The sequence below is a fragment of the Streptomyces sp. NPDC101178 genome (assembly GCF_044767965.1).
GTDB lineage: Bacteria > Actinomycetota > Actinomycetes > Streptomycetales > Streptomycetaceae > Streptomyces.
Window position 1 is genome coordinate 751,777 of record NZ_JBIWOZ010000003.1, and the last position, 26,275, is coordinate 778,051.

Sequence of the window (26,275 nt, forward strand, 5' to 3'; positions counted from 1 at the left end):
AGCCCCCTTCCGCCCTCCGGATGCCCCCTTGCCTGACCCATTGGTCTAGTCCAAACTGATCCGCGGCGAAGCCTCCGGAGAGTCGGCCGTGCACGGCCCGCAACGGCGCCGTGGGCCGTGATCGGCGGGGGCGGTCATCGGACGAGGGGGATGCCATGTCAGAGCGGACGTCGGCCGAGGTGCTGTCCCCGGGTGGGCCGGTGGGGGAGCAGGGGGCGTTCGGGCATCGGCTTCAGACGTACCGGCGGCGGACCGGGCTGAGTCAGGAGGCGGCTGCTTTACGGGCCGGGATCAGTACACGGGCGCTGCGGGACATCGAGCGGGGGCGGGTGCAGCGGCCGCAGGCCCGTACGCTTCAACGGCTCGCCGAAGTGCTGGAGTTGAGCGGGGGTGAGCTGGCGGAGCTGCTGGCCGTCACCCGTACCGGGCCACCGCGCGGCGCCGCCCGGCCGCGGCTGCTGATCCTCGGGCCGCTCGCCCTCCAGCGCGGCCGGGCGCCCGTCCCCGTCACCAGTCCGATGCTGCGCCGGCTCCTCGGGCTGCTCGCGCTCAAGCACCCCGAGCCCTCCACCCAGCGCGAGATCACCGACACCCTCTGGCCGGCCGGGCCGCCCAGCTCCCACCAGAGCCTGATCCACACCTATGTCAGCCAGGTCCGCCGCCTCCTGGACCCCGGCGGGCCGCGCAACGCGCCCGCGCCCACCGTCGTCCGCACGCCCACCGGCTACCTCCTCCAGGCGTCCCGGAGCCAGACCGACCTCGGCCACTTCGACGAGCTGCTGGCCCAGGCGGAGCGCCTCCACCGCGCGCCCGACCCCCAGGCCGCGTACGAGTCGCTCACCCAGGCGCTGCGGTGGTGGCGCGGTCCCGTGCTCGCGGACGCCGATCCGGTGCTGCGCCAGCACCCGGCCGCCGTCGTCGTCAACGAACGGCGGGTCAAGGCCGTGCTGCTGCACGCCGACACCGCGCTGCTCCTGCGCCGGCCCGAGGAAGCCGTCCCCGTGCTCTGGTCCATGGTCAACACCGAACCCCTCCACGAGGGCCTGCACGCCCGGCTGATCCTCACCCTCGGCAGCTGCGGCGAACAGGCCGCCGCGCTCAACGTCTTCAGCCGGCTGCGCGACCGGCTCGACAAGGAGCTCGGCATCGCCCCCAGCGCCGAGGTCCGCGACGCCCACCTGCGCGTGCTGCGCCAGCAACTGCCCCGCGCCCAGCACCCGGACCTCCCCGCCCTGGCCGGCCGCACCGCCGCCACCGGACCGCTCCCGGCCCAACTGCCCGCCATGTCCGGCTCGTACGTCGGACGGCTGCGGCAGATGCGTGACCTGGACGCCCTCGTCTCGCCCGACCCGGACCGCCGCTCCCACGTGATGGCGGTGGTCGGCGCGCCCGGCGTCGGCAAGACCGCCCTGGCCAAGTACTGGGCGCACGCCCGGCGCGAACACTTCGCGGACGGACAGCTCTTCGTCGACCTGCGCGGCCACTCCCCGCTGCCGGCCCTGCGCCCCGGCGACGTCCTGGCGCAGTTCCTCCGCGCGCTCGGCGCACCGCCCGGCCGGCTGCCCGCCGACGAGGACGAGGCCGCCGCGCTGTACCGTACGCTCCTCGCCGACCGCCAGATGCTCATCGTGCTGGACAACGCGCGCGACGCCGAGCAGGTCAGACCGCTCATCCCGGGCGCCCGGGGCTGCGCGGTGGTGATCACCAGCCGCAGCCGGCTCGCGGGGCTCGTCGCGAACGACGGCGCCCGCCAGCTCGCCCTGGACGTCCTCGACCCGGACGAGGCCCGCCGGCTGCTCGGCAGCATCGTCGGCGAGTGCGTCGCCTCCGCAGAGGAGGAGGCGGCCCGCCGGCTGGTGCGCGTCTGCGGCGGGCTGCCGCTGGCCATCCGGATCGCCGGTGCCAACCTGGTCGCCCGCGACACCGGCATCGCCGGCTACTGCGCCGAACTGGCCGGGGACGACATGCTCAGCCGGCTGCGCGTCGAAGGCGACCGGCGCTCGACGGTACGGGCCGCCTTCGACCTCTCCTACCTCGCGCTCCCCGCCGAGGCCCGCCGGATGTTCCGCCTCCTGGGCCTCATGCCCGGCCCGGACGTCTCCGCCAACGGTGCCGCGGCCCTGGCCGACACCACCTCCGCCGCGGCCGCCGGACTGCTGGTGACCCTCACCGACGCCCACCTGGTACGGGAACGGGGCGCCGGCCGCTTCGGGCTGCACGACCTCGTCCGCTCCTACGCCCGTGAGCTGGCCGGCGCCCAGGAGGCGCACGCGGCCCGGCAGCGGCTCTTCGAGTGGTACCTCTACCACGCCGACGCGGCGGCCCGGCTGCTCTACCCGGCGGAGCCCGCCGCCGGTCCGCCCACCGGGGACGCGGCCTCGGCCGCGCTGGTCTTCTCGGACCACGGAGAGGCCTCGGAGTGGCTGGACGGCGAGCGCGAGAACCTGGCGGGCGCCGTCCAGCAGGCCGCCGCCGCCGGATTCACCACCCTCGCCTGGCGGTTGGCGGAGAGCCTGCACGGCTTCCTCTCGGTGGGGATGTACATGGGTGAGTGCCTCAAGGTCGCGACCGCCGGGCTGTTCGCCGCGGTGGCGGACGGTGAACCGCGCGCCCAGGCCGCCGCCCAGCTGCGGCGGGCCGAGTGCCTCTGGCTGCTGGCGGACCGGGCGCAGGCCGTGGAGCTGTTCGGCAGCGCGCTGGAGCTCGCGCGGCAGGCGGAGTGGGCGGACGGACAGGCGCTGGCGCTGCGCCGGATCGGGGCGGCGCGTCGGGAGGACGGTACGGTCCGGCCGCCCGGCGACCGACCCTCGCCGCATCGCGAACTCACCTGCCATGGCGGCGCGTCGGGGACGCCCGAGGGCGTGGTCGGGCTCGGGCTGAGCCACTGAGGTCCGCGCCGCCTCCGGACCGGACGCCGTGATCATGTCCTGCCCCGGGCTCCGGCGGCAGGACAACTACTCCGGCAGTTGGACCAGTTCTGCCGGTCCCTGTGAGCCCGTCGGCAGCGGTCGGGGTAAGTCCAGCTCAGGGTGGGTCTGTTCGGGCCGGGCCGCGCTTCTGGTGGGCTTCTGGGGCTCTGGTCCGGCTGTAGGAGACCGACCAGCCCGTGACCGTACTGTGGCCGCACCGAACCGCACGCACAGCAGTGCACGCACCGAACGCACACCACCGAACGCACAGCACCGCAAGGCCAGTACCCGTGCCGACTCATGAGGTGGCGCGTTGCCACAGCTCGACGGTGGCCCGCGCCGCCCTCCGTGCGGGGCGCGTTCCGGGCCCCTCTCCTTCGGCCAGGCCGCCATCATCCGCGCGCTGAGAATGAGGTAACGATGCAATTCGTGGCACCGGCCCCCGGTCAGGAAGGCTCACGGCCGGAAGGCTCATGGCCGGATGAAATCGACGAGTTCGCCGTCGCGTTCTATGAACGGGCGCTCGGGCGCGGCCCGTTCGACCCGTCACGGATCGCCGAGGAGCTCGGCGCCCCGCCCGCGTACGCCGAGCGGGCGGTCGGTGTGCTGCGCGAACTGCGGCTGGTCAAAACGGCGGAGGGCCGGGCGCAGGGGCTGGTGGCGGTCGCTCCGGAGGCGGCGCAGATGGAGCTGCTGGTCCCGCTGGAGCGGGAGATCCTCGACAGCCGTCACCGGCTCGCCGGATTCCAGGGGCAGTTGAGCGCCTTCGCGGCGGCGTTCGAGAGGCAGTCCCGAACCCGCGCCGAACCGGTGGTGATCACCGGCGACCAGGACGAGATCGAGCTGCGGCTGCTGGAGGCCGCGCAGAGCTGCACCACCGAGGTCCTCGTCATGCAGCCCTGCGTGGCCCGCGAGACCCGGGAACTGCGCCTGGCCCGACCGCTGGTGCTGGAGGCGCTCCGGCGCGGCGCGCACGGGCGGATCCTCTACCCCCACACCGCCCGCGGCGACTCGGGCACCCGCGCACACCTCCGCGAACTCCTTCCCGCCGGCGGGAAGGTGCGCACCACCAAGGAGATGAGCGACCGCTTCCTGGTCTTCGACCGGAAGACCGCCTTCATCCCGTCCGGGACCGACGGCGAGGACGGCGAGATCGCCGTCGTCTACGACAGTACGGTCGCGGCCTTCCTGGCCGGGCTGCACGCCCGCGTCTGGGAGTCCGCCGTCGACTTCGACTCCGGTGCGGCCGGTTACGCCGGGACCATGGAGGAGCTCAAGGCCACCCTGCTCTCGCTGCTGGCCTCCGGCGCCAAGGACGAGGTCATCGCCCGCCGGGTGGGCATGTCCGAGCGGACGCTGCGCCGCCATGTCGCCACGATCATGCAGGACCTGTCCGCCAGCAGCCGCTTCCAGGCCGGCGTGCTGGCCGCCCGTACCGGCCTGGTCGACCTGGCCCTGGGGAGTGCCTTATGAGCCGCTTCAACCAACTCGCGCAGACCACGGCGGTACGACAGGTCCAGGAGGAGATGGGCAGTGCCTCGGCGGCCGGACGGCGGCTGCGGGAGCAGGCCGAGGAGCCCGATCCGCTGGACGCGCGGTCGGCCGACTTCATCCGGAGCCTCGACGGCTTCCTCTTCGCCAGCGTGGGTGAGACAGGCTGGCCGTACATCCAGTTCAAGGGCGGGCCGCAGGGGTTCGTCCATGTGCTGGACCCGTACACGCTCGCCTTCCTGGACGTCCGGGGCAACCGGCAGTACGTCACCACCGGCAACGTCCGCGGCGACGACCGGGTCGCGCTCTTCTTCATCGACCACGCCCGGCAGGCCCGCCTCAAGGTGTTCGGCCACGCCACCGCCGTACCCGTCGACGAGGACCTCGCGCTCGCCGAGCGGCTGGAGTCGCCGCGTACCGAGGGCCGGGTCGAACAGATCATGACCGTCCGGGTCGAGGCGTACGCCTGGAACTGCCCCAACCACATCACGCCGCGCTTCAGTCAGCGCGAGGTCTCCGAGGCGCTGGCCCCGCTCCACGAGCGGCTGGCCCGGCTGGAGCAGGAGAACGCCACCCTCCGCGCGGAGCTCGACGCCCGGACCTAGGGGGTGTCTTGCCGACCTTCACCGGCTGTCCGGAAACGGCAGCCGGATCCGGTCATCCAGCACCTCCACGAGGGAAATCCCTGACCAGAACCGAAAGGCCCACTGGCCGAAATCGGCAGCCGGTTCCGGGCATTGAGGAACCCGTGCCGGGATTCCTAATCTGGATTCAGCAAAGAGCCCTCGAAGCGAACGGAGGAATCACTCGATGGTCAGCGAAGTGATCGACCGGAACGACCGGTTTCGGGGAATCCTGGACCGGCTCGCCACCAAGTCGATCGACGACTACTACAACCCGTACCGGCTCTTCGAGTGGCCGGACGAGCTCCCAGAAGACATGTGGTGGATGAGCCCCGAGCTCACCACCACGTACGGCACGGAATGGGCCGAGAAGCTCAGCCCCGAGCAGCTCCACCGGCTGTCCAAGCACGAGAGCATCAATTTCTACAGCCTCAATGTCCACGGCATCCGGGAACTGCTCGTCGAGGTCGTCAACCGTATCCACACCGCCGGTTTCGAAACGCCGTCGGAGTTCTTCCACCATTTCATCGGTGAGGAGAACGAGCACATGTGGTTCTTCGCCGAATTCTGCCTCCGCTACGGCAAGAAGATCTACCGGCAGCCCGCCGGCGGCGCCGAGACGGCCGCGCCCTCTGACAAGGTCCAGAGCCTGCTGGTCTTCGCCCGCATCCTGATCTTCGAGGAGCTGGTGGACCACTTCAACTCGGCGATGGCCGAGGACGAGCGGCTGCACGAGACGATCCGCGGTATCAACCGGATCCACCACCAGGACGAGTCCCGGCACATCGCCTTCGGCCGCGAACTGGTCAACCTGCTCCACCAGGACCTGAAGCGGACCGCCACCGAGCAGGAGCTGGACGAGGTCTCCACGTACCTGCGCCGCTACATGAGGCACAGCTTCGAATCCCTCTACCACCCCCAGGTCTACCGGGACGCCGGCATCGAGCGCCCGCACGAGCTGCGCCGGGCCCTCCTGGATTCGCCCGCACGCGCCGAGGCCGAGCTGCGCACCTTCCGTAAGACCGCCAAGTTCCTGGAGAAGACGGGACTCATCCGATGACGGTGACCGGATCGACCCGATCGACCCGAGCGACCCGGCTGACCGGCAGCGACGGGGAGCAGGCCCTCGCCATCCTCGGCCCGCGGGCCACCGCGCTCGTCAAGGAGCTCGACCGGGTCTTCACCGGCTGGGGCCTGGCGGACGGCGCCGAGGAGATCAGCGCCCCGCCGCTCTTCCCGGTGACCGACCTGGAGAAGTTCGACGTCTACACCAACTTCCCCCACCTCGCCTGGGTGGCGGGATCGCTGAAGCTGACGGAGGATCAGTTCAAGCCGGTGGAAGGGCGGTTCGGTCCCGGTGCCGTGACCGAGGCGCGGTACGGGCTGCCGCACGCCACCTGCTACGGCGCGTATCTCTTCCACGAGGGCGGCCAGGTCGCGGACGACTCGCTGGTGACCCTGGTCAACCGCTGCTTCCGCAACGAGGACCACTACAGCGGACTGCGCCGCCTCGCCAGCTTCCAGATGCGCGAGATCGTGGCGCTCGGCAGCTTCGACCACACGCAGGAGGTGCTGGCCCGCTTCACCGGACGGATCCAGTCCTTCGCCGCCGCGCTCGGCATCGAGCTGGGCCGGGAGGCCGCCGGCGACCCGTTCTTCCAGAACGACAGCGGACGGGCGCTGATGCAGAAGCTGAGCCCGGTCAAGTACGAGTTCCAGTACGGCGATCTCGCCATCGCCTCGGTCAACACCCACCGCAACTTCTTCGGCGAGCGGTGCTCGATCCGGCTGGAATCCGGCGAGCACGCCTACACCTCCTGTGCGGCGTTCGGGCTGGAGCGCTGGCTCGCCGTGCTGACCGAGCACTTCGACGGGGACCTCGACGCCGCGCTCGACGCCGTACGCACGGCCGCACAGGGCACGCAGGCACCCGCCGCCGCGCCACCGTCGTGAGCCATCCCCTCATCGGCGTCGACCTCGTCCCGCTCGCCCGGGTCGGCGAACTGCTCGGCCCCGCCGCCGGGCCGGTGCTCGGCCGGTTCCTCTCCGCCGGTGAGCTGGCCGCGTCCCGGACCCCGGACGGGGAGCCGGACCGGGCCGGGATCGCCGGACGGCTGGCCGCCAAGGAGGCCGTCTTCAAGCTCCTCGGCGCGGTCGGGCGCCCGGTCCCCTGGCAGGGCATCGAGGTCCTGCGCGGACCCGGCGGCCGGCCCGGTGTCCGGCTCTCGGGCGTGGCGGCCGAGTTGGCGCAGCACGCCGGACTCGGCCCCATCGACATCAGCATCAGCCACGACGGCGGCTTCGCGATCGCCGTCGCGGCGGCCACCACCTCGCGAACACCACCGCTCGACCGCCTCATCCCGCTGGATCACTGACTTCGAAGGGAATGCCATGAGTTCCGCAGGTATCGACAAGGTCCGGGACTGGATCCTCGGCCGCCACCCCGAGCGCACCGAACTCGCCGCCGACGTCGACCTCATCGAGAGCCGGCTGGTCGACTCGCTGGCCTTCGTCGAGCTCGTCTACACCATCGAGGACGCGGCGGGCGTCGAGATCGACTTCGACTCCATCGACATCGAGGACTTCCAGACGCTCGCGACCATCGAGAAGGCGTTCTTCGCCTGATCCCCGCGGTTTCGCCCGATCCCGAGGAGGGGTCTTCACCATGGATGCAGTCTCGTACACCGCCCAGTGGATGGCCGCGGCCCGCGCACAGGAGTCCGAGCGGGAGGACGCGCTCTTCACCGACCCGCTCGCCCGCGACCTGGCCGCGCCCCGGGGCTTCGAACTGATCGAGCGGTACGTCGGCGGCGGCGTGATCCCGTTCATCTCCATCCGGACCCGGTTCCTGGACGACACGATCAAGGAGGTCGTCGCCGGCAGCGGAATCCAGCAGGTGGTGCTGATCGCCGCCGGTATGGACACGCGGGCGTTCCGGCTCGACTGGCCGGACGGCACCGAGCTCTACGAGGTCGACCACGCCGCGCTGATCGCCGAGAAGCGCCGCCGGCTCGACGCGCTCGGGGCCGAGCCGCGCACCGACCGGCGCGAGGTCTCCGCCGACCTGACCACCGAGTGGCTGCCGGAGCTGGGGGCGGCCGGGTTCGACCGCGACCGGCCGACGCTGTGGGTCGCGGAAGGGCTCACCTTCTTCCTCACCGAGGAGCAGGCCGGCGGGCTGCTGCGGCTGCTCGCCTCCGCCTCGGCCCCCGGCAGCCACCTGGCCTTCGACGTCCTCGGGCGCGCCATGCTGCGCAGCCCGTTCTCCAAGCGCTTCCTGGACGCGCTCGCCGCCGACGGCACACCGTGGGTCTTCGGCACCGACGAGCCCGAGGAGTTCCTGACCGCGCACGGCTGGAAGACCACCGACCTGCGCGAGCCCGGCCAGACCGGTGCGGGCGAGAGCCGGTGGCCGTACGAGGTGCAGCCGCGGGGCCGCCGGGGCGCCAACCGGCTGTGGCTGATCCGCGCCGAGGTCGTGACGGACTGATGGCGCACGCGACCACCGGCCGGCCGGCCGGCCACCGGCGGATCACGCTGGAGCGGATCGAGTCGTACGTGCCCGAGCGCAGCGTACGGATCGAGGAGCTGGGCGAGCGGCTCGGGCTGCACCGGGCCCAGCTCGGCGTGTTCCGGAAGTTCTACGGCCTGGACACCCTTCGCTTCGACCCCGAACTCCCGCTCCTGGACCTGCTGCGGCCCGCCGCCCGCAACGCCTTGGCCGCCCTGCCCGAGGGCGGCCGGGTCGACTACCTGGCGTACGCGCACACCACCCAGGCCGTCGCCCCGCCCGACGTGGACATCGCGCAGGTGGTCGGCGAGGACCTCGGGCTGCCCGAGGCCGAGGCCTTCGGCTTCAGCCACCAGGCGTGCGTCAGCAGTCTCGGCGCCATCGAGGTGCTCGGTGAGCTGCTGCGCGCGGAGGGGGAGGAGGGCGCGTACGCCCTCATGGTCACCGGCGAGCAGGCGTACTCACCGATGGTCCAGCACATCCCCAACACCTCGATCATGGCGGACGCCGCCGCCTCCTGCCTGATCACGCTGGACGGCGAAGGCGATGTGGTCCGGTCCTTCGCCATCCGGACGCTCGGCGAGTACGCGCAGTGGCTGGAGCTGACCCCCGAGCAGAACACCGAGTTCGGCGAGCAGTACGGCCGACGGATCGCCGATGTCATCCACGAGGCCCTGGCGGATGCCGGGTTGACGCTCGACGAGGTCGACCTGGTGATCCCGCACAACGTCAACAAGCTGGCCTGGCGGCAGACCATCAAGGAGCTGGAGGTGGCGCCGGAGAAGGTCTTCCTGGACAACGTCCCGCGCTTCAGCCACACCTACGCCTCGGACGTCTTCGTCAACTACACCACGCTGCGGGACGAAGGGCGCCTGGTCGACGGTGCCCACTATCTGCTGGTCTCCGTCGGCCTGGGCGCCACCTTCGGCGCGATGGTGATCACCCACCGTGCGGGAGGCGGTGCCTGATGGAGCGTCGGGAACTTCTGCTGACCATCGAGAAGGCGATCGGGGAGGTGCTGGAGCGGCCGGTGAGCGGGCTGACCGAACAGACCGCGCTCTTCGACGAGCTGCAGCTGACCTCCATCGCCGTCCTCGGGATGCTGATGAGCGTCGAGGAGGCGACCGGGATCTCGGTCGACCCGGAGGGGCTCGACATCGACGACCTGCGGACGCTCGGGTCTTTCGCCGACTACATCGAGGCCGCGATCCGCGCGGAGGAGGAGGCGTCATGAGTCGCGTCCGTGGAGGGCGTGCCGTGAGCCGCGTCCCTGGAGAGCGCGTCGTGAGCCGCGCCGTGGAGGAGGCGTCATGAGCGCGCTCACCGTACGGGCCGCCGCCTCGGTGCGGTCGCCGCAGGGACGGACACCGGAAGGTGTTCCGGCCGCGCTCGACTACTTCCGTGATCTGCTCACGCCGTTCGGCGAGAAGCCGGACGAGGAGCTGCTGAGCCGCGGCCCGCACGTCCACCACCGCGACCTCGTCGACCTGCTCGTCGCCGACGAGGCCGTCGGCCGCAGCCGGCCGGAGCTGGCGATCGTCGCGCACGCGCTGCCGGACGTGGTGCCGTTCACCGCCGTCGCACCGCACCTGACCGAGCGACTCGGCGGCCGGGCCGTGAACTTCGCGATCGGCCAGCAGGGTCTGGCCGCGCCCTTCACCGCGCTGCGGATCGCCTCGGCGTACCACCGCTCGGGCCGGGCGGCGGAGGTGGTGATCGCGGTGCTGGAGCAGACGACCCTGCCGACACCGTTCCCGCTGCCGCGGGAGGTCCCGCTGACCGACTCGGCCGCCGCGCTGGTGCTCGGGTCCGCAGGCGGCGAGGGGCTCGGGTTCGTCCGGGCGCACGCGGCCGGTTCGGCGGCGGCCGCCCTGGGGCGGGAGCCGGGGGAGGACGGGACGCTGCTGGTCCTCGGGCCCTGGGTCACCGAGGACGTCCCGGCGCACGGCGCGGTGCACCGGGTGGCGCCGGGCGGCTACTGCACCAGCCTCTGGCTGGAGCTGGCCGACCACTGGCAGGAGTGGCGGCGCGCGTACCGGCGGATCGTGCTGTGCGACACGGACCCGCGCTCCGGCCGCAGCCACGTGGCGGTCTTCGCCAGGCCCTAGGGCGGGGCCGTCCGGCCCGGTCACCGCAGAGCGCCACCACGGACACAGACATCGGACGAGGCAACGGAAAGGAAGGCGGGAACACGATGACGACGGCCGAGGACCGGACCATCAGGCTGGACTCCGCGAGAGCCGGGAGCGGCCCGGCGACCTGGGGGCAGCGGGCGATCTGGGGGGTCGTCTCCCGGCTCGGCGACGACGCGCCCCGCTACAACCTGCCCGTCGAACTCGCCGTCTCGCCACCCCGCCCGGCCGACCGCGTCCTCGCGGACCTCACGGAGCTGCTCCTGCTCCACGACAGCCTGCACACCCGGTTCCTTCCCCAGGGGGAGGACGGCCTGGAGCAGGTCGTGGACGGCAGCGGCGAGCTTCCGGTGGAGGTGGTCCGTACGGGCACGGCCGAGCGGGCCCCGGAGGCCGGCGCCGCCCTGCTGAAGGAGCTGGGCGGCCGCGCCTTCGACCACACGCGGGAGTGGCCGCTGCGGGTCGGCCTGGTGGAGAGCGAGGGCCTGGTCCACCGGCTGGTGCTGGTCGGCGCGCACACCGGGATGGACTACTGGGGCCTCGGCCGGCTCCTCCGCGACCTGGAGTCCGTCCAGGCCGGCGCCACCGCCGCCTCGCTCCGCGCCTCCCGGTCCGCCACCCAGCCGCTGGAGGCCGCGGAGGTCCAGGCCTCTCCGCTCGGCCGCCGCCGGGACGAGGCGGCCCGCCGCTACTGGACCGAGCAGCTGACGGCCGGCCCCCGGCGGATCTTCGGCGTCCCCGCCGCGCCGGAACTCGCCGGTGACCCGGACCGCCGCTTCCCCAACGCGCTGCTGCGCTCGCCCGCGCTGGCGGTGGCCGTCGGACAGGTGGCCGAGGCGCTCGGGGTGAGCGACGCCGTCGTGCTGCTGGGCGCGGTCTCGCACCAGCTGGCCCTGTCGTCCGGGAGCGATGAGGTGCTCTTCCAGGTGGTGGTCGGCAACCGGTTCCAGCCGGCCGCCGCCGCGGCCGTCTCCACGGTGGCGCAGGAGGCGCTGTTCCGGCTCACCGACGCCGGCCGGGACTTCGAGGACGCGGTGCGGCGGACCCGGTCCGTCGCGTTCACCGCGTTCCGCAACGCCGCGTACGACAAGTGGGCACTGGACCGTGAGGTAGCGGCGCTGATCGAGAAGGAGGCGGCCGCCGACCACTCGTACTGGTGGAACGACACCCGCGACCCGGCCGTCACGCCGTTCGACACGGTGGAGCGGCCGGGCGTGCCGCTGAGCGAGCTGACCGGCCGGACCGAGCTGACCTGGCCGACCGAGTTCCTGCCGCGCAGGAACGTCTCCATCGCGGTGGACGCGCTGACCGCGCCGGGCGCGCTGGACCTCGCCATGACCGCCGACCCGGCCGTCATCAGCCGCACCGGCATGGAGGAGTTCCTGCGCGGCGCCGAGCGGCTGATCGTGGACAAGGCGATCGCGCTGGAGGGCCGATGAGCAAGCGGTACGCGGGCATCGCCTGGACGGAGACGGGCTACCGGGTCGAGGTCCTGGACGACGCGGGACGCCAGGTGGTCTCCCCGAGCGGCTGGAGCGGCGGTCAGGTCGCCGAACTCATCGGCTGGCTGGGTGAGTTGGGTGACGGGCAGGAGGCTCCGGCGGTCGTCCTGGACTCCACCAACGGGCTGCTCGACGGCCCGATGACGGCGGCCGGCCTGGAGGTGTACCGCGCGGACCCGTGGCTGCTGCCGCCGCGCCCGGGTTTCGGCTCCGTCACCGCCGTACAGCTCGCGGAGCAGGCCAGGACCGCGCCCGGCGCGCTGGCCCGGGTCACCGCGGAGGGCGGCACGCTGACCGGGCGCGCCGAGGAGTTCTTCGCGGGTGTGGAGCGCGGTGAGCCGGCCCGGGCGGCGCTGACGGCGGCCGGAGGCTGCTTCGACCACGGCCGCCGGGACGACCCGCGGGTGGCGCTCACCTTCGACGACGGGCCCGACCCGGTCTTCACCCGCCAGGTGGTGGAGATCCTGGAGCGGTACGGGGCCCGGGCCACGTTCTTCTGCGTCGGCCACCATGTCGCGGCGCTGCCCGACGAGGTACGCCGGATCGCCGCGGCCGGACACGAGCTCGGCAACCACTCCTGGTCGCACCCGTACCTGCCCGACCTCACACCGGCGGAGCTGCGCGAGCAACTGGACCGCACGGCCGAGGAGTTGGACCGGGTGGGCGGCGGGGCCCCGGTGTGGTTCCGGCCGCCGTACGGGGCCCTGACCCCCGAGGTGCTGGCCGCCTTGGACGGCTACCCGACCACGCTGACCATGTGGGACGTCGACGCCCGCGACTGGTCGAGGCCGGGGCCCGAGCAGATCGCCGCGACCGTCCTGGAGAGCGCCGGGCCGGGCTCGGTGGTCCTGATGCACGAGGGCGCCGGCGACCGGGCGCAGACCGTACAGGCGCTCCCGTCGATCGTCGAGGGCCTGCTGGAACGCGGCCTGGAGCTGGTCACGGTCGGGGAGCTGGCGGCGCCGCCCGACGCCGCCTGAACACCCCCCGCGAAGTCACCGATCACCGACCGAAGGATCTGAACGGCTATGGAAGAGCGCTTGGCAGAGCACGCCGCGGCGGAACCGCCTCCGCCACCGGTACCGCCGAAGGACGGCCCGGGCGGTTCCGACGGCCCGGGCGGGTCCGGCGGCGGCCCGTCGGCGGGAGAGCCGGCGATCTGGTCCCGCAACTTCAAGTTCTACTTCGTCGGCCGCAGCGCGGGGCTGCTCAGCTGGGCCATGCTGCCGGTCGCGGTCGCCGCCGGTCTGCTCATCGACGGGTACGGCCTGGAGACCGCGGGCTACTCGATGGCCTTCCTGGTCGCCCCGTTCGCCGGTCTGGTGCTCTTCGGCGGCGTGCTCGCCGACCGGTTCACCGCGCGCCGGATGATGATCCTCGCCGACCTGGCCAACCTGGTCGCGCACGTCCTGCTGGCCCTCCTCTTCATCCACGGCATCGACCATCTCTGGCAGCTGTACGCGCTGCTGGTGGTCGCCGGTACCGCCAACGCGCTCTTCCAGCCTGGTGCCGCCTCCACCGTCCCGCTGGTCTCCCGGGACGTGCAGGGCGCCAACGGCATCCTGCGCACGTCGGAGGCGATCACCGGGCTCGGCGGCCCGGCGCTGGCCGGAACGCTGGTCGGGTTCGGCTCCACCGGCTGGGTCATGGTGATCTCCGCCATCGCCTACGGCACCAGCGCCATCTGCCTGTTCGCGCTCAAGCTCGGCGTGGTGCCCGCACCGCCGGCCGGTGAGTCCATGTGGCACAACCTGGCCGTCGGCTGGCGGGAGTTCTGGTCCCGCAGCTGGCTGTGGGGCGTCATCGTGATCTGGATGTTCTACGCGGTGCTCGCCTGGGGCCCCCAACTCTCCCTGGCGGCAGGGGTGATCGTGCCGGAGCACGGCGCGCGCGCCTTCGGTCTGGTCAACGCGGCGCTGGGTGCCGGAACCATCATCGGCGGGCTGCTCGCCATCCGCTACAAGCCCGAACGGCCGCTCGCCGCAGGCGCGGTGGCGATGATGGCGTACCCGCTCTACCCGCTCGGCATCGTGCTCGGCTGGCCGGTCTGGATGCTCATCGCGGCACAGGTCGCGGTCGGGACCGGGATCGGCGTCTGGGGCGTCATGTGGTCCACCAGCGTGCAGACCCAGGTGCCGGGCGAGATGCTCAACCGCATCCACGCGTACGAGGTCGCGGGCTCCGTCGGCATGTACCCGATCGGCAGCGCGCTGGCCGGCCCGGCGGTCGGCCTGTTCTCGACCAAGACGGTGCTCATGGTCGGCGTCGTGGTCTCCTTCCTCACCGCCTCCTCGCTCCTCGTCGCCCGCCCGATCCGCGAGCTGCGGCGGGTGCCGGACCGGCTCTGAGCGCGATCCGGCCCGGGCGGCCGCTCCGCCGGCGTACGGCCGCCGACGGCGTGCACTACGTGGTCGGCCGGAGTACGGAGGTGCTGGACGCGCTGCCCGTCGCCGCGCGGGACCGGGCGGCCGTGTCGCGGCTGCCGCCGTGGCGGGGGGAGGAGTACGCCGCCGCGCGGACGCTGCTGCGCGCCTTGCTGCGGGAGCTGGGCGAGGACCTGGAGGGCGGGGCGGTCGCCGCGGATCCGGGCGGCCGCCCGTACCTGCCGGACCGGCCGGACCTGGGCGTGAGCCTCTCGCACTCCTCCGGCTGGGTCGCGGCGGCGGTCGGCCGGGACCGTGACGTCGGCGTCGATGTGCAGATCCCTTCCCACGCCTCCGGCCGGCTGCTGCGCCTGTGCTGTTCGCCGGCCGACGCCGAGGCGCTCGCCGGCCTGCCGGAGGCGCGGCGCCGACGCGAGTTCGCCTGGATCTTCACGGTCCAGGAGGCGTGTGTGAAGGCGGTGGGGCGCGGGCTCTCCGGCCGACCGTGGAGTGTGCCGGTGGCGGCCGGCCAACAGGCGGGCGAATGGGGCCCGGTGAGCTGGTGCGCTCCACGCGGCGGGGCGCAGGTTCCGGTCGGCTGCGCCTGGAACGTACGTCTGCCGGAGGTCAGTTGAACCTGTCGATCACCCCGGCCCCGGCCCCCGGCAGCGGCTACCGCTGCCACCGCGCCTGAGCCGACCGGACGACAGGGCCGCGGCAGGACCTCAGCCCGCCGCCTCGTCCGGGTACGCCACCTCGAACGCCGAGCGGAACAGGGCCGTCACGTCCTCGCCCGTGAGCCCCTCCGTCCGGGCCTCGTCCATCCACGCTGCCAGGGACGCGCGGAGCGGGGAGTCGGGGCCGGACTGGGGCTGGGCGAGGGTGCGGGTGATGAACGTGCCGGCTCCCTGGCGCACCTCGGCGAGACCGGCCCGTTCCAGTTCGCGGTAGGCCTTCAGCGTGGTGTTCGGATTGACCTTGGTCGTGGCGGCGACCTGCGCGGCGGTGGGCAGCCGGTCGCCCTCCTCCAGCGCTCCCATGCGCAGCGCCTGCTCGACCTGACGGACGATCTGGAGGTACGTCGAAACCCCGCTGCGCCGGTCGATGCGGAACACGACCACCGACTTCACCTTCCGCTCGTTTGCCGACACTTTACGTAGGGGATGCGCACCGCCCCTACAGCGGTCGGCGCGAGACCCGCCACAGGACGAACCCCGTGAGGAGCGCCGTCCCGGCGAGCAGGAGGCCTGCCGCGGTCCACTGCATCGTCGCCATCTGGTCGTAGTCGAGGTACTCGATGACGTCGTTGATGATGCCGTGCTTCGCGATGCACGCGTTCTGCGCCTCGTCGGTGGCCTCGGCGCAGGTGCCCCAGCCGAAGAGATCGCCCTTGGCGTTGCCGACCCAGCGGTCGACCTCGTACGCCTCGTCGAAGCGGGCCGGGAGCTCGCTGTCCATCGGGTAGGTGAACATCTGGGTGGAGCCGAGCCGGATCCGGATCTCGTCCCAGGCGTACGAGGAGACGGCGGTGAAGGCGAGCGCCACCGCCATGGCGGGCACCAGACGGCGCAGCAGGACGCCGATGGTGATGCCCGCGGCGGTCATGAAGAGCAGCATCGCGGGCAAAACCGGCCCCGTGTTGTCGAAGAGGGGGCCCTCGACCCACTTGGTGAAGAAGAGGGAGCGGTGCGGCCGCCACCACCAGGTGAACGCGGCCGAGAGCATCAGGCCGCAGACCAGGGCCAGGGTGTAGGCGAAGCCCAGCTTGGCGATCAGCCACTGGCGGCGGGTCACGGACTGGGTGGTGACCAGCTGAGCGGTGCCGTTCTCCCGGTCGCCCGCGATCAGCGGGGCGCCGACGAAGACGGCGAGGATCAACGGGAGGCCCGAGAGGAGGGAGGAGATGTAGTCGAAGCCCCGGCTTTCCTCGACCGAGTACCGGACCTCCTTCTCCGGCCAGCCGCGCGCGTCGAGGAGCTGGACCGTCTCGAAGCGCTGGTACACGATCCAGAGCGTGCCGAGCACGGCGATGCCGAGGACACAGGCCAGCGCGGTGCGGTGCTGGCGCACGATGAGCCAGGGCAGCCCGCGCAGCAGGCGGCGCCGGGGCCGGAGTCCGGTGGGGGCCTCGGTGAGGTTGGTGGTGGTGGTGCTCATGCGGCCTGGGTCCCTTCGGCGTCGACGCGGGCGCCCTGGGTATAGAGCGAGGGTGCGTCCGGGGAGCGGAGATGGGCGAGCAGGACTTCCTCCAGGGAGGGCTCGACGCTCTCCCAGTCGGCGGGCAGCGGCCCCTTCGGCCGGATCATCGCCTGGAACTGCCGTCCCTGGACGCGGGATTCGACCACGGTGTGCCGGTCCAGCCCGGCCGGCAGGGCGCCGTCCCGGGTCACGCCCGTCACCAGGGTGTGGGCGGGTACGAGCGCGTCGGCGTCCCCGGCCATCCGGATCCGGCCCTCCGCGACGACCAGGAGGTAGTCGCACATGTCCTCCAGCTCGGTCAGCATGTGGGAGGACATCACCACCGTGGTGCCGCGCTCGACGGCCTCCGCCATCAGCAGCGTGCTCATCTCGTCGCGGGCCAGCGGGTCCAGGTCGGACATCGGCTCGTCCAGGAGCAGCAGGTCGGGGCGCTTGCCGAAGGCGAGCGCGAAGGCGACGCGGGTGCGCTGGCCGCCGGAGAGCGTGCCGATCCGGGCGTGCGCCGACACGTTGCCCGAGCGCACGATCCGCTCGGCCGCCGCCGCGTCCCAGCCGGGGTTGAGTTCGGCGCCCATCCGCAGGGTGTCGGCCACGGTGAACCGCTTGAACAGCGGCTTGTCCTGGCCGAGGAAGGCGAACCTCGGCAACACGGCGGGGTCGTCGACGGGGACGCCGAAGATCCGCAACTCACCTGTGGTGCGCTGCACCTGACGGGTCGCCAGGCCCAGCAGGGTGCTCTTGCCCGCACCGTTCGGGCCGACCAGTCCGCAGATGCGTCCGGCCGGGATGCGGAAGGAGCAGTCGCGTAGCGCCCAGTTGCCGAGATAACGCTTGCCCAGGCCGCGGGCTTCCAGGGCCCAGCTGCCCGCGGTTCCGTTCGGAGTGCTCGTGTCTGCCACGCGCCTCGCCTCGATTCCATTAGTCAATTAATGGAATCATGGTGTTCTGGGGGAATGCCTGTCAAGCGCACGGCCGGAGCCGCGCGCCGGTCAGTCAGCCGGCGTGTCCGTCAGGGCGCGCAGCCCCGCACCATCTCCACCGCCGCGTCCAGGCAGCCGCGTTCGGGGGCCGTCAGGAGCGGGTTCTCGTGCTGGCGGGTCCGGGCGCGGGCCAGGTCGGCGGGTTCGGTGCCGCCGTCGGCGGCCAGCTCCGCCAGGAGCGCGGCCAGCAGCGCACGGGCTTCCGCCTCCGGCGCCGGGAACTCCGGGTCGAGCGCCACCCGGGCCAGCGTCAGCGCCGACATCGCCCGGTCGAAACCGGGCGGGCCCTCCTCTGCGGTGGACCAGTCGATCACCACCGGACCCCGCTCCGTCAGCATCACGTTCTGCGGATGCAGGTCGAGATGGAGGATGCGGTCCCGCGGATCGGCCGAGATCCGGGGCGGGATCGCATGCAGGTCGCGCAGTAGCCGGGCCAGCAGCGCGCCTCCCTCTGCGGCGTCCAGGTCCCCGGCCAGCAGGGCCTCGGCCATGGTCGGGCCGGACAGCCGCTGGAGCACCAGGTCGGTCGGGCGGGCCCCGTCGGCGGGCGGGCCGATGCGCGGCACCGGATACCCGAAGGCGCGGACGTACGACATCACGGCCAGCTCCTCCGTGGTGCCGGCGCGGTCGCGGTAGCGGCGAAGGACCCAGGAGCCGTCGAGTTCGTATACGTCGGCGGTGCGTCCCGAGCCCAGCAGTTGCCCTGTGTGCATGGCGCCGAACCTACCCGGGCGTACCGGTGAAGGGGAGACGCCGGGCGGCTTCGCGCGCGGACGCCTACCAGGCCCCATAACGCGGGAGGAGGGGGCGAACGGGATCTCCTGCGCCGGCTCCGGGCGCGGCTACGGTGTCGGCAGTTCCCTGGTCCGGACCAACCCCCCACCGGACCCGGACACCCCCCTGAAACAAGGAGAGTTACGTGGAGAAAACCAAGCTCCGCAGACGCGTGCTCACCACCGCGACCGCCACGGTGGCCATGGGTGCGCTCGCCCTCGCGGGACTGACTTCAGTGGCGTCCGCCGGCCCGCCGGGCACCACCGCCCCGGCCGTCTCCGCGGACAGCCTCTCACCCGGCCTGCTGGCCGCCATGGAACGCGACCTCGGCCTCGACGCCGATGCTGCCAAGACCCGGATAGCCGGCGAGTACCGCGCCGCCGCCATCGCCGCAGGCCTGGAGAAGTCCCTCGGCACCAGCTTCGCCGGGGCCCGGGTCAGCGGGGACACGGCGGACCTGACCGTCTCCACGACCGACGCCTCCGAGGCCGCCCTCATCACGAGGGCGGGCGCCACGGCCGAGGTCGTCGGCCACAGCCTGGACCGCCTCGAAGCGGCCAAGGACGCCCTCGACAAGGCGGCGCTGGCCAAGGCCCCGAAGAACGTGCCCGTCTGGTACGTCGACGTCGCGGCCAACCGGGTCGTCGTGAACGGCGCGAGCACCTCGGCCGCCGAGGCGTTCGTGAAGGCCGCCGGGGTCGGCGGCCAACTGGTCACCGTGGCCCGCTCCACCGAGCGGCCCCGCGCCCTCGCGGACATCCGGGGCGGCGACGCGTACTACATGGGCGGCGGCGGCCGCTGTTCCGTCGGCTTCTCCGTGACGCGCGGCTCCACCCAGAACGGCTTCGTCACCGCCGGCCACTGCGGCCGGGTGGGCACCACCACCAACGGCGTCAACCAGCAGGCCCAGGGCACCTTCCAGGGCTCGACCTTCCCGGGCCGTGACTACGCCTGGGTCGCCACCAACGCCAACTGGGTGCCGAAGCCCCTGGTCAACGGGTACGGCCGCGGCGATGTGACCGTCACCGGCTCCACCCCGTCCGTCGTCGGCGCCTCGGTCTGCCGCTCCGGCTCCACCACCGGCTGGCACTGCGGCACGATCCAGCAGCTCAACACCAGCGTCACCTACCCGGAGGGCACCATCTCCGGGGTGACCCGCACCAGCGTCTGCGCGGAGCCGGGCGACTCCGGCGGCGCGTACATCTCCGGCAGCCAGGCGCAGGGCGTCACCTCCGGCGGCTCCGGCAACTGCTCCTCCGGCGGTACGACGTACTTCCAGCCGCTCCTCCCGGCGCTCCAGGCCTACGGGCTGACGCTCGTCACCAGCGGCGGCACTCCGCCGACCACTCCGCCCACCACCCCGCCGCCCACCGACCAGCCGGGCGGCACCTGGGCGGCGGGCACGACCTACGCCGTCGGCGCCACCGTGACGTACGGCGGGGCCACCTACCGCTGCCTCCAGGGGCACACGGCCCAGGCCGGCTGGACCCCGGCGGCCGTCCCGGCCCTCTGGCAGCGCGTCTGACCGCCGCTCCGGCGGCCTTCACCCCACCGGCCCGGCGTCACCGAACCTCCTGAACCTCTCCGCCTCCCCGCACCGAGGACTCCGAGGAAACCGTCATGACCCCACAAATGGACAACGCAACCCCCCACGAGCCGAACGCTTCCGACGAGGTCGGAACCTCTGACGCGACGTCGGCCGATCCGCGGCGGATCAGCCGCAAAGGCCTCCTGAAGGCCGCGATCGTCGCGGGCGCGGCTCCTCTGCTCGCCGGAGGAGGCGTCGCGCTCGCCCGGGACGCCGCGTCGTCGGGCGGGGGCGCTCTCCTGGCCCCCACCCCGCAGTGCGACGACGGCGACGACACGACACCGCCGCAGATGGAGGGCCCGTACTTCAAGCCCAACTCCCCGCGGCGCACCAGCCTGGTGACGTCCGGCACCCCGGGCGTCCCGCTCACCGTGAGCGGCTACGTCTTCGGCCGGGCCTGCCGGCCGATCTCCGGAGCGCTGCTCGACTTCTGGCAGGCGGACACCAACGGGTCCTACGACATGGCCCAGTACGCCTTCCGGGGGCACCAGTTCACCGGCGCCGACGGGTCGTTCACGCTCACCACCATCGTGCCGGGGCTCTATCCGGGGCGGACCCGCCACATCCATGTGAAGGCCCAGGCCCCCGGAGGCCGCATCCTCACCACGCAGCTGTACTTCCCGGGCGAGCCGCGCAACAACACCGACGCGCTGTTCGACCCGGAGCTGCTGATGAACGTCCGTACCGTCGGCAACGGGCGCCAGGGCACCTTCGACTTCGTGCTGGACGTCGCCCAGTCGCCCGGCCCGACCGATCCGCCCACCGTTCCACCGACCGACCCGCCGGGCTCCGCCTGGACGCCCGGAACCTCCTACCGCGCGGGAGACCGCGTCACCTACGGCGGGGTCGCCTACCGCTGCCGGCAGGCACATCAGTCCACGAGGGGCTGGGAGCCGCCGAACGTCCCCGCGCTGTGGGAACGCGGGTAGCGACGGCAGCAGCGAGAGGCGCATCACCGCCCCGCGCCCCGTTCACGCCGTCCGGCGCGTGAACGGGGCGCTTTCGGCCGTGTGCCCGGCGGTGGGTTCCGTGGGTGGGCCTGGCCGTGGGTCCGGCGGTGGGCCCGGTCACTTCGCGTCCGAGTACCGCTCCACCACCGCCGTGGTGAACGGGAACCGCACCGGCGTCTCTCCGAAGGCGATGCGGCCGGCCAGCTCGCCGGCCGCCCGGATCGCCTCGGTCACGGCGTCGGCCTCCTCGGCCGGGCAGTGCACGACCACCTCGTCGTGCTGGAAGAAGACCAGCTCGGCGCGGAGCCCCTGTTCGTGGAGGGTGCGGCGCAGCGCGGCGAGGAGGAGGAGCGCCCAGTCGGCGGCGCTGCCCTGGACCACGAAGTTCCGGGTGAAGCGGCCCCTGGCCCGGGACAGGCCGCCGTCGGACGCGCTCTCGCCGCCCTCCTGTGGAAGGCCCGCCTCCTCGTCCTGGCCCGCCAGCGCCACCGGCGGGCTGGTGCGGCCCAGCCAGGTCCGCACCGTCCGGCCCTCCTCACCGGCCCGCGCCGCGTCGTCCACATAGGCGACGGCGAGCGGGAAGCGGCGGCGCAGGGCGGCCAGGTTCTTCAGGCCGTCGCCGGAGGTCTGGCCGTAGACCGCGCCGAGCAGCGCCAGCTTCGCGTGCTCGCGGTCACCGTGGAACGCCTTGTCGGAGAGGGCCTTGTAGAGGTCGCCGTCATGACCGGCCACCTCCATCAGACCCCGGTCGCGGGAGATCGCCGCCAGCACCCGCGGCTCCATCTGGTCGGCGTCCGCGACGACCAGCCGCCACCCCGCGTCGGCGACGACGGCCTGCCGGATGACCTTGGGGATCTGGAGGGCACCGCCGCCGTTGGTCGTCCAGCGGCCGCTGACCGTGCCGCCCGGCTGGTACTCCGGGCGGAAGCGGCCCTCGCGCACCCAGTCCTGGAGCCAGCTCCAGCCGTGGGCCGTCCAGATCCGGTAGAGCTTCTTGTACGCGATCAGCGGCTCGACCGCCGGGTGGTCCAGCTCCGCCAGCTCCCACCGCCGGGTCGACTTCACCGCGATCCCGGCCTGCGCGAACGCCTTCACCACATCGGCCGGCAGGTCCGGGCGGACCCGTCTGCCGAAGGCCGCCGACACCTCCTCCGCCAGCTCGGCGAGTCTGCGGGGCTCGCCGCCGCCCGCGTACCGCTCGCCCAGCAGCCCGTGCAGCACCTCCCGGTGGACATCGGCCCGCCAGGGCAGCCCGGCCCGGTGCATCTCCGCCGCGACGAGCATCCCGGCCGACTCCGACGCGGTCAGCAGCCGCATCCGGTCCGGGTGTTGGGCCGTGTCGTGGCGGCGCACCTGGTCCGCGTAGACCCGCAGCAGCCCTTCGAACGGGACCTCGGGGCCCGACTGCGGCTCGAAGAGCGAGGACTGCGAGCCGGGTTCGGCGGAGCGGGCGGGCGGATCCGGCGGTACGGGCGCGTTCTCCAGCCGGGCCAGCGCGGCGGCGGCGGACCGGGGCTCGCCGAGCCGGCCCGCGTGGCCGAGCAGCAGGAGCTCGGCGCACTCGATGTCGTAACACCGCTCGACGCGGACCCCGGCGGCGAGCAGCCGGGGGTAGAGCTCGGCGGTGGACCGCCAGACCCAGCGCTCCACCTCGGGCCGGGAGCGGACGGCCGCCACGAGATCGGGCTCGGCCAGGACGGGCCCGGCGGCCGCACCGTCCCGCCCGAGCGGAGCGAGCAGCGCCCCGCCCCCTTCCACCGCCGCCACCGCCCACCGTCCGGTCATGGAGGCGAGTCTGGCACCCGCCACTGACACCGGCCGCGACCCCGGGCCCACGCCGAAACGGCGACCCGGCCACCCGCCTACCCTGGTCGGATGGAACCGGTGATCGACCAGGCATGCGCGGCGGCGCTGTACGCGGAGGGCGACGCGGCCCTGGACACCGGGGCCTCCCTGCTCGCCGCCGCCCCCGACGCGGACGACGACCTGCACCGGCGCGGCGAGGAGTTCGTGACCCGGGCCTGGGAGCGCGGCTGGCACCCCGCCGACCTGGTCCGGTTCGTGCGGCTGGAGCTGGACGAGCGGCGGGCGGTGCTGGCGGCCACGCTGATCGCCGCCGAGACCGCCCGGTACGCGCAGCTGCCGCCCCGCTGGCGCGCCCAGCTCGCCGAGCTGCCAGGGGCCCTACCTGTACCGCGCAACAAGCCCGACCGTTTCAGTTACGCCTCCGACCTCCTGGAGCTCTACCGGCTGCTGCTCCGGCTCCCCGCCATCGAGCCCGTCGGCCCGGCGCCCGGCACCGCCGCCGGCCACCTCCACCGGCCGCCCGCCCCCGACGAACCCCGCATGCTCACCCGGATCCGGGCGCTGCTGGCGAAGGCGGAGGCGACCGGCTTTCCGGAGGAGGCCGAGGCGCTGACGGCCAAGGCGCAGGAGCTGATGGCCCGGCACAGCATCGACGAGGCCCTCATCGCCGCCCGCGGCCACAGCACCGAGACGCCCGGAGCCTGCCGGATCGGGGTGGAACCGCCGTACGAGAGCGCGAAGGCGATCCTGCTCGACGCCGTCTCCTCCGCCAACCGCTGCCAGGCCGTGTGGAACGGCGACCTCGGCTTCAGCACGGTCGTCGGCTTCGAACCTGACCTGGAGGCCGTGGAACTGCTCTTCACCTCCCTCCTCGTCCAGGGCACGGCCGCGATGACCCGGGCGGAGGCCGGACAGCGGGCCTCCGGCCGTAAGCGGACCAAGACCTTCCGCCAGTCGTTCCTGATGGCGTACGCGCAGCGGCTCGGCTCCCGGCTGGCCGACACCACAGAGCGGGCCACGGCGGCTGCGGAAACGGGCGCGGGCACGGGCACGGCTGGAGGCACCTCCGGACTGCTCCCCGTCCTCGCCGCCCGGGACGTCGCCGTCACCGAGACCGCCGAGCGGATGTTCCCCCGGACCACCACCACCCGCGTCCGTGGCGCCACCGACCTGGATGGCTGGAACCACGGCACCGAGGCCGCCGACCGGGCCCGCGTAGGTGGCGCGGGCGGCTCCCGCAGCGGCCCGCGTGACGGCGAAATCATGGCGTAAGTCTGATTTGCCCATGTTCCGGGCTAGGCTCGGCCCATGAGCTGGCTCCGGGCGCTGAAGGAGACCGCCCGCTCGGGGCTGGAGATCGAGCGGCAGAGACTCGAACCGCTCATCGCCTTCCGCGGTGCGGCCGGTCTCGCCCTCGTCGTCGGCACGAGCCTGGTCCTCTTCGGTCCGGAGATCGCGGCGAGTTCGGCGTTCGGCGCCTTCCAGGCGGCCATCGCCACCTTCCAGCGCAGCTGGCGTCCGCGTCCCGTGCTCGCGCTGGTCTCCGGCGCCAGCCTCGCCGTGTCGACGTTCGTCGGTTACGTCTCCGCCTCGCAGCCCGTCCTCTTCCTCTGCCTGCTCGGCGCCTGGACGTTCCTCGCCGGCCTGGCCTGGGCGGCGGGGCCGACCGGCGGGATCATCGCCTCGTCCAACGTCGCGATCATGCTGGTGACGATCACCCTGCCGACCTCCGTGGCGGACGCCGCCGCCCATGCCGGGATGATCCTGGTCGGCGGCGTGGTCCAGGCGGCGCTGATCGTCCTCTTTCCGGTACGGAGATGGGGCGCCCAGCGTGACGCGCTCGCCGACGCCCTGGCCGCCGAGGCCGACTACGCCCGGCGGCTGCGCCACGACCCGGTCGCCCCCTTCGACCCGCTGCCGCTGATGACCGCCCGCAGCGCCGCTGCCGTCACCCCTCGCGAGGCCCGCCGCCGCCCCGCCGAGCTCCACGGCGCCCGGGGCATCGCCGAGCGGCTGCGCCCGGTCCTCGCCTCGCTGGCCGATCCGGCGATGGGCGTACCGGCCGACGGCCTGGAGCGGGCCTGGGTGAACGAGCTGCTCGGCGCGGCCGGGTCCGTGCTCGACGCCGCCGCGCGGGCCGTCCGGTACGGCGAACCGGTCCACCTCTCCGCCACCGACCTGGGCGTCCTCAAGACCCCCGACAACGACGTGATCCTCGTCGGCCCCGCCCTCCGCGCCGCCGACCGCCTCGCCGCCCTGCTGGACGATGTCCTGGAGATCGCGGAGGGCACCGGCACCGACAGCGGCGTCCCCGAACACCTCGCCCCGGACACCCGCCACCGCCCCACCCTGCTGCGGCTGATCCCGGTCGTCCTGAAGGCGATGCGCCGGGAGCTGCACCCGGGCTCCCCGATCCTGCGCCACGCGATCCGGGTCGCCGTGGTCGCCGTGGCGGGCTACTTCGTGGGCGCCGCCCTGCCGCTCGGCCACGGCTACTGGGCGCCGATGACCGCCGTCATGGTGATGCGCCCGGAGTTCTCGCAGACGTACGGCCGCTCCGTGGCCCGCTTCGGCGGCACCCTGGTCGGCGTCGGGCTCGCCACCGCCATCGTGCAGACCGCGAGCCCCGACGCCAGGCTCTCCGCGCTCCTGGCGGTGGTCTGCGCCGGGCTGATGTACCTGCTGATGCGGACCGGGTACGCGGTCAGCCAGGTCTGCGTCTCCGCCTACGTGGTCTTCCTGCTCGGCATGGCCGGCGACGACTGGTCCCAGACCGTCACCGAGCGCATCGTGCTCACGCTGGTCGGCGGGCTCCTCGCGATGGTCGCCTACGCCCTCTACCCGGCCTGGGAGACGCCGCGGCTGCGCAACCGGCTGGCGGAGTGGCTGGTGGCGGACGGGCGGTACGCGGCGACGGTGGTCGACCGGTACGCGGATCCGGCCCACCGCGACCTGGAGGAGGTACGGGACGCCCTGATCGCGACCCGCGAGGCCAGGGTCGCGTGGCAGGAGGCGCTGGCGACCGCCCAGCACGAACCCGTACGCCACCGGGGCATCTCGCGGGCCGCCGCCACCGATGCCCAGCACGCACTGGCCCAGCTCGGCCGGTCCGCGATGGTGCTGGAGGCCCACCTCCCGGCCCGCTCCGCCGACCCGGTGCCCGGCGCCGCCCAGCTCGCGGAGGCGCTGCGCCGGGCCACGGAGAAGGGCGCGAAGGCGGTACGGGAGCGGCGGCTGCCGGACTGGCAGCCGGTGGTGGACGCGGTGGCCCACTGGGACGTGCCGACGCCGACGGAGGACGGGACGGCCCCGGTCGGCGACCCGGTGGTGCGCCGGGGTGCGGCGCTGCTCCTGGAGGCGCTGGAGGAGTTCACCCGGGCCCTGGACGAGCGCGGTGGCTCGACCCGGGTGAGCAGCACCCTCGCGGAGAGATGAGTGGTCCGGGCC

Annotated in this window: 24 protein-coding genes; 19 read left to right on the forward strand and 5 right to left on the reverse strand. The window is 73.3% G+C overall.

The features are described from left to right. Positions 1 to 155: 155 nt before the first annotated feature. From ACIRR8_RS11885 to ACIRR8_RS11955, 15 genes are all read left to right on the forward strand, one after another. The gene (locus ACIRR8_RS11885) at positions 156 to 2,888 is read left to right on the forward strand and encodes a BTAD domain-containing putative transcriptional regulator (protein ID WP_404062283.1); all 2,733 of its coding nucleotides are present in this window, start codon (positions 156 to 158) and stop codon (positions 2,886 to 2,888) included. A 441-nt stretch (positions 2,889 to 3,329) separates the two neighbouring features. After that, a complete protein-coding gene (locus tag ACIRR8_RS11890; protein ID WP_404062285.1) occupies positions 3,330 to 4,382 on the forward strand; it encodes a LuxR C-terminal-related transcriptional regulator in 1,053 nt (350 codons plus the stop codon). Beyond that, a complete protein-coding gene (locus ACIRR8_RS11895; RefSeq protein ID WP_404062287.1) occupies positions 4,379 to 5,005 on the forward strand; it encodes a pyridoxamine 5'-phosphate oxidase family protein in 627 nt (208 codons plus the stop codon). The genes ACIRR8_RS11890 and ACIRR8_RS11895 overlap by 4 nt, the downstream gene beginning before the upstream one ends. A 205-nt stretch (positions 5,006 to 5,210) precedes the next feature. Then, positions 5,211 to 6,083, forward strand: a complete 873-nt coding sequence (locus ACIRR8_RS11900; protein WP_404062290.1) for a diiron oxygenase — start codon at positions 5,211 to 5,213, stop codon at positions 6,081 to 6,083. Continuing rightward, on the forward strand, positions 6,080 to 6,976 hold the full coding sequence (locus tag ACIRR8_RS11905) for a hypothetical protein (RefSeq protein ID WP_404062292.1): 897 nt from the start codon (positions 6,080 to 6,082) through the stop codon (positions 6,974 to 6,976). Before ACIRR8_RS11900 ends, ACIRR8_RS11905 begins: the two co-directional genes overlap by 4 nt. Further along, the gene (locus ACIRR8_RS11910) at positions 6,973 to 7,398 is read left to right on the forward strand and encodes a holo-ACP synthase (RefSeq protein WP_404062295.1); all 426 of its coding nucleotides are present in this window, start codon (positions 6,973 to 6,975) and stop codon (positions 7,396 to 7,398) included. The genes ACIRR8_RS11905 and ACIRR8_RS11910 overlap by 4 nt, the downstream gene beginning before the upstream one ends. Positions 7,399 to 7,414: 16 nt before the next feature. Next, a complete protein-coding gene (locus ACIRR8_RS11915; protein ID WP_404062298.1) occupies positions 7,415 to 7,648 on the forward strand; it encodes a phosphopantetheine-binding protein in 234 nt (77 codons plus the stop codon). Positions 7,649 to 7,688: 40 nt separating this feature from the next. Continuing rightward, entirely contained in the window at positions 7,689 to 8,513 is an 825-nt protein-coding gene (locus ACIRR8_RS11920) for an SAM-dependent methyltransferase (RefSeq protein ID WP_404062301.1), read from the forward strand. Next, a complete protein-coding gene (locus tag ACIRR8_RS11925) occupies positions 8,513 to 9,502 on the forward strand; it encodes a 3-oxoacyl-[acyl-carrier-protein] synthase III C-terminal domain-containing protein (RefSeq protein ID WP_404062304.1) in 990 nt (329 codons plus the stop codon). The genes ACIRR8_RS11920 and ACIRR8_RS11925 overlap by 1 nt, the downstream gene beginning before the upstream one ends. Then, positions 9,502 to 9,768, forward strand: a complete 267-nt coding sequence (locus ACIRR8_RS11930) for an acyl carrier protein (RefSeq protein ID WP_404062307.1) — start codon at positions 9,502 to 9,504, stop codon at positions 9,766 to 9,768. Before ACIRR8_RS11925 ends, ACIRR8_RS11930 begins: the two co-directional genes overlap by 1 nt. Positions 9,769 to 9,844: 76 nt before the next feature. Continuing rightward, positions 9,845 to 10,642: a hypothetical protein gene (locus ACIRR8_RS11935; protein WP_404062309.1), complete on the forward strand. Its 798-nt coding sequence runs from the start codon at positions 9,845 to 9,847 to the stop codon at positions 10,640 to 10,642. Between the two features lie 86 nt (positions 10,643 to 10,728). Further along, positions 10,729 to 12,105, forward strand: coding sequence for a condensation domain-containing protein (locus ACIRR8_RS11940; RefSeq protein ID WP_404062312.1), 1,377 nt, complete (start codon positions 10,729 to 10,731; stop codon positions 12,103 to 12,105). Then, positions 12,102 to 13,148 carry a polysaccharide deacetylase family protein gene (locus tag ACIRR8_RS11945; protein WP_404062314.1) on the forward strand — a complete coding sequence of 349 codons (1,047 nt, stop codon included), beginning with the start codon at positions 12,102 to 12,104 and terminating at the stop codon, positions 13,146 to 13,148. Before ACIRR8_RS11940 ends, ACIRR8_RS11945 begins: the two co-directional genes overlap by 4 nt. A 48-nt stretch (positions 13,149 to 13,196) precedes the next feature. Then, positions 13,197 to 14,516 carry an MFS transporter gene (locus ACIRR8_RS11950; RefSeq protein WP_404062317.1) on the forward strand — a complete coding sequence of 440 codons (1,320 nt, stop codon included), beginning with the start codon at positions 13,197 to 13,199 and terminating at the stop codon, positions 14,514 to 14,516. A gap of 50 nt (positions 14,517 to 14,566) precedes the next feature. Further along, positions 14,567 to 15,166 carry a 4'-phosphopantetheinyl transferase family protein gene (locus tag ACIRR8_RS11955; RefSeq protein WP_404062320.1) on the forward strand — a complete coding sequence of 200 codons (600 nt, stop codon included), beginning with the start codon at positions 14,567 to 14,569 and terminating at the stop codon, positions 15,164 to 15,166. Positions 15,167 to 15,256: 90 nt separating this feature from the next. On the opposite strand, the gene ACIRR8_RS11960 is transcribed toward ACIRR8_RS11955, so the two are convergent. The 4 genes from ACIRR8_RS11960 to ACIRR8_RS11975 all read right to left on the reverse strand — a co-directional run bounded on the left by ACIRR8_RS11960 (position 15,257) and on the right by ACIRR8_RS11975 (position 18,423). Continuing rightward, complete coding sequence (locus tag ACIRR8_RS11960; RefSeq protein WP_404062594.1) at positions 15,257 to 15,661, reverse strand: GntR family transcriptional regulator; 405 nt, start codon at positions 15,659 to 15,661, stop codon at positions 15,257 to 15,259. A gap of 46 nt (positions 15,662 to 15,707) precedes the next feature. Then, positions 15,708 to 16,688 (reverse strand): ABC transporter permease, encoded by a 981-nt coding sequence (locus tag ACIRR8_RS11965; RefSeq protein ID WP_404062322.1) that lies wholly within the window; start codon positions 16,686 to 16,688, stop codon positions 15,708 to 15,710. Further along, entirely contained in the window at positions 16,685 to 17,629 is a 945-nt protein-coding gene (locus tag ACIRR8_RS11970) for an ABC transporter ATP-binding protein (RefSeq protein WP_404062325.1), read from the reverse strand. Before ACIRR8_RS11970 ends, ACIRR8_RS11965 begins: the two co-directional genes overlap by 4 nt. 110 nt (positions 17,630 to 17,739) lie before the next feature. Next, positions 17,740 to 18,423: a phosphotransferase gene (locus ACIRR8_RS11975; RefSeq protein WP_404062327.1), complete on the reverse strand. Its 684-nt coding sequence runs from the start codon at positions 18,421 to 18,423 to the stop codon at positions 17,740 to 17,742. A gap of 206 nt (positions 18,424 to 18,629) precedes the next feature. Between ACIRR8_RS11975 and ACIRR8_RS11980 the strand changes: the two genes are divergently transcribed. Then, positions 18,630 to 20,009, forward strand: coding sequence for a carbohydrate-binding protein (locus ACIRR8_RS11980; RefSeq protein WP_404062330.1), 1,380 nt, complete (start codon positions 18,630 to 18,632; stop codon positions 20,007 to 20,009). 107 nt (positions 20,010 to 20,116) lie between these two features. Continuing rightward, complete coding sequence (locus tag ACIRR8_RS11985) at positions 20,117 to 21,001, forward strand: carbohydrate-binding protein (protein WP_404062333.1); 885 nt, start codon at positions 20,117 to 20,119, stop codon at positions 20,999 to 21,001. 138 nt (positions 21,002 to 21,139) lie between these two features. Here the strand turns inward: ACIRR8_RS11985 and ACIRR8_RS11990 are convergent, their stop codons facing one another. Further along, positions 21,140 to 22,807 carry a bifunctional 3'-5' exonuclease/DNA polymerase gene (locus ACIRR8_RS11990; RefSeq protein WP_404062336.1) on the reverse strand — a complete coding sequence of 556 codons (1,668 nt, stop codon included), beginning with the start codon at positions 22,805 to 22,807 and terminating at the stop codon, positions 21,140 to 21,142. Between the two features lie 90 nt (positions 22,808 to 22,897). On the opposite strand from ACIRR8_RS11990, the gene ACIRR8_RS11995 reads away from it, so the two are divergent. Together ACIRR8_RS11995 and ACIRR8_RS12000 are read left to right on the forward strand one after the other, a co-directional pair. Next, entirely contained in the window at positions 22,898 to 24,100 is a 1,203-nt protein-coding gene (locus ACIRR8_RS11995; RefSeq protein WP_404062339.1) for a DUF2786 domain-containing protein, read from the forward strand. A 36-nt stretch (positions 24,101 to 24,136) separates the two neighbouring features. Continuing rightward, positions 24,137 to 26,263 (forward strand): FUSC family protein, encoded by a 2,127-nt coding sequence (locus ACIRR8_RS12000; protein ID WP_404062342.1) that lies wholly within the window; start codon positions 24,137 to 24,139, stop codon positions 26,261 to 26,263. The last annotated feature ends 12 nt before the right edge of the window (positions 26,264 to 26,275 follow it).

What these genes read in the sequence shown, in the direction of transcription:
- ACIRR8_RS11950 (WP_404062317.1), top strand. Translation starts at nt 13,197, where the DNA reads ATGGAAGAGCGCTTGGCAGAGCACGCCGCGGCGGAACCGCCTCCGCCA.
- ACIRR8_RS11930 (WP_404062307.1), top strand. Translation starts at nt 9,502, where the DNA reads ATGGAGCGTCGGGAACTTCTGCTGACCATCGAGAAGGCGATCGGGGAG.
- ACIRR8_RS11995 (WP_404062339.1), top strand. Translation starts at nt 22,898, where the DNA reads ATGGAACCGGTGATCGACCAGGCATGCGCGGCGGCGCTGTACGCGGAG.
- ACIRR8_RS11885 (WP_404062283.1), top strand. Translation starts at nt 156, where the DNA reads ATGTCAGAGCGGACGTCGGCCGAGGTGCTGTCCCCGGGTGGGCCGGTG.
- ACIRR8_RS11920 (WP_404062301.1), top strand. Translation starts at nt 7,689, where the DNA reads ATGGATGCAGTCTCGTACACCGCCCAGTGGATGGCCGCGGCCCGCGCA.
- ACIRR8_RS11975 (WP_404062327.1), bottom strand. Translation starts at nt 18,423, where the DNA reads ATGCACACAGGGCAACTGCTGGGCTCGGGACGCACCGCCGACGTATAC.
- ACIRR8_RS11905 (WP_404062292.1), top strand. Translation starts at nt 6,080, where the DNA reads ATGACGGTGACCGGATCGACCCGATCGACCCGAGCGACCCGGCTGACC.
- ACIRR8_RS11965 (WP_404062322.1), bottom strand. Translation starts at nt 16,688, where the DNA reads ATGAGCACCACCACCACCAACCTCACCGAGGCCCCCACCGGACTCCGG.
- ACIRR8_RS11900 (WP_404062290.1), top strand. Translation starts at nt 5,211, where the DNA reads ATGGTCAGCGAAGTGATCGACCGGAACGACCGGTTTCGGGGAATCCTG.
- ACIRR8_RS11945 (WP_404062314.1), top strand. Translation starts at nt 12,102, where the DNA reads ATGAGCAAGCGGTACGCGGGCATCGCCTGGACGGAGACGGGCTACCGG.
- ACIRR8_RS11925 (WP_404062304.1), top strand. Translation starts at nt 8,513, where the DNA reads ATGGCGCACGCGACCACCGGCCGGCCGGCCGGCCACCGGCGGATCACG.
- ACIRR8_RS11890 (WP_404062285.1), top strand. Translation starts at nt 3,330, where the DNA reads ATGCAATTCGTGGCACCGGCCCCCGGTCAGGAAGGCTCACGGCCGGAA.
- ACIRR8_RS11990 (WP_404062336.1), bottom strand. Translation starts at nt 22,807, where the DNA reads ATGACCGGACGGTGGGCGGTGGCGGCGGTGGAAGGGGGCGGGGCGCTG.
- ACIRR8_RS11895 (WP_404062287.1), top strand. Translation starts at nt 4,379, where the DNA reads ATGAGCCGCTTCAACCAACTCGCGCAGACCACGGCGGTACGACAGGTC.
- ACIRR8_RS11935 (WP_404062309.1), top strand. Translation starts at nt 9,845, where the DNA reads ATGAGCGCGCTCACCGTACGGGCCGCCGCCTCGGTGCGGTCGCCGCAG.
- ACIRR8_RS11985 (WP_404062333.1), top strand. Translation starts at nt 20,117, where the DNA reads ATGGACAACGCAACCCCCCACGAGCCGAACGCTTCCGACGAGGTCGGA.
- ACIRR8_RS11915 (WP_404062298.1), top strand. Translation starts at nt 7,415, where the DNA reads ATGAGTTCCGCAGGTATCGACAAGGTCCGGGACTGGATCCTCGGCCGC.
- ACIRR8_RS11940 (WP_404062312.1), top strand. Translation starts at nt 10,729, where the DNA reads ATGACGACGGCCGAGGACCGGACCATCAGGCTGGACTCCGCGAGAGCC.
- ACIRR8_RS12000 (WP_404062342.1), top strand. Translation starts at nt 24,137, where the DNA reads ATGAGCTGGCTCCGGGCGCTGAAGGAGACCGCCCGCTCGGGGCTGGAG.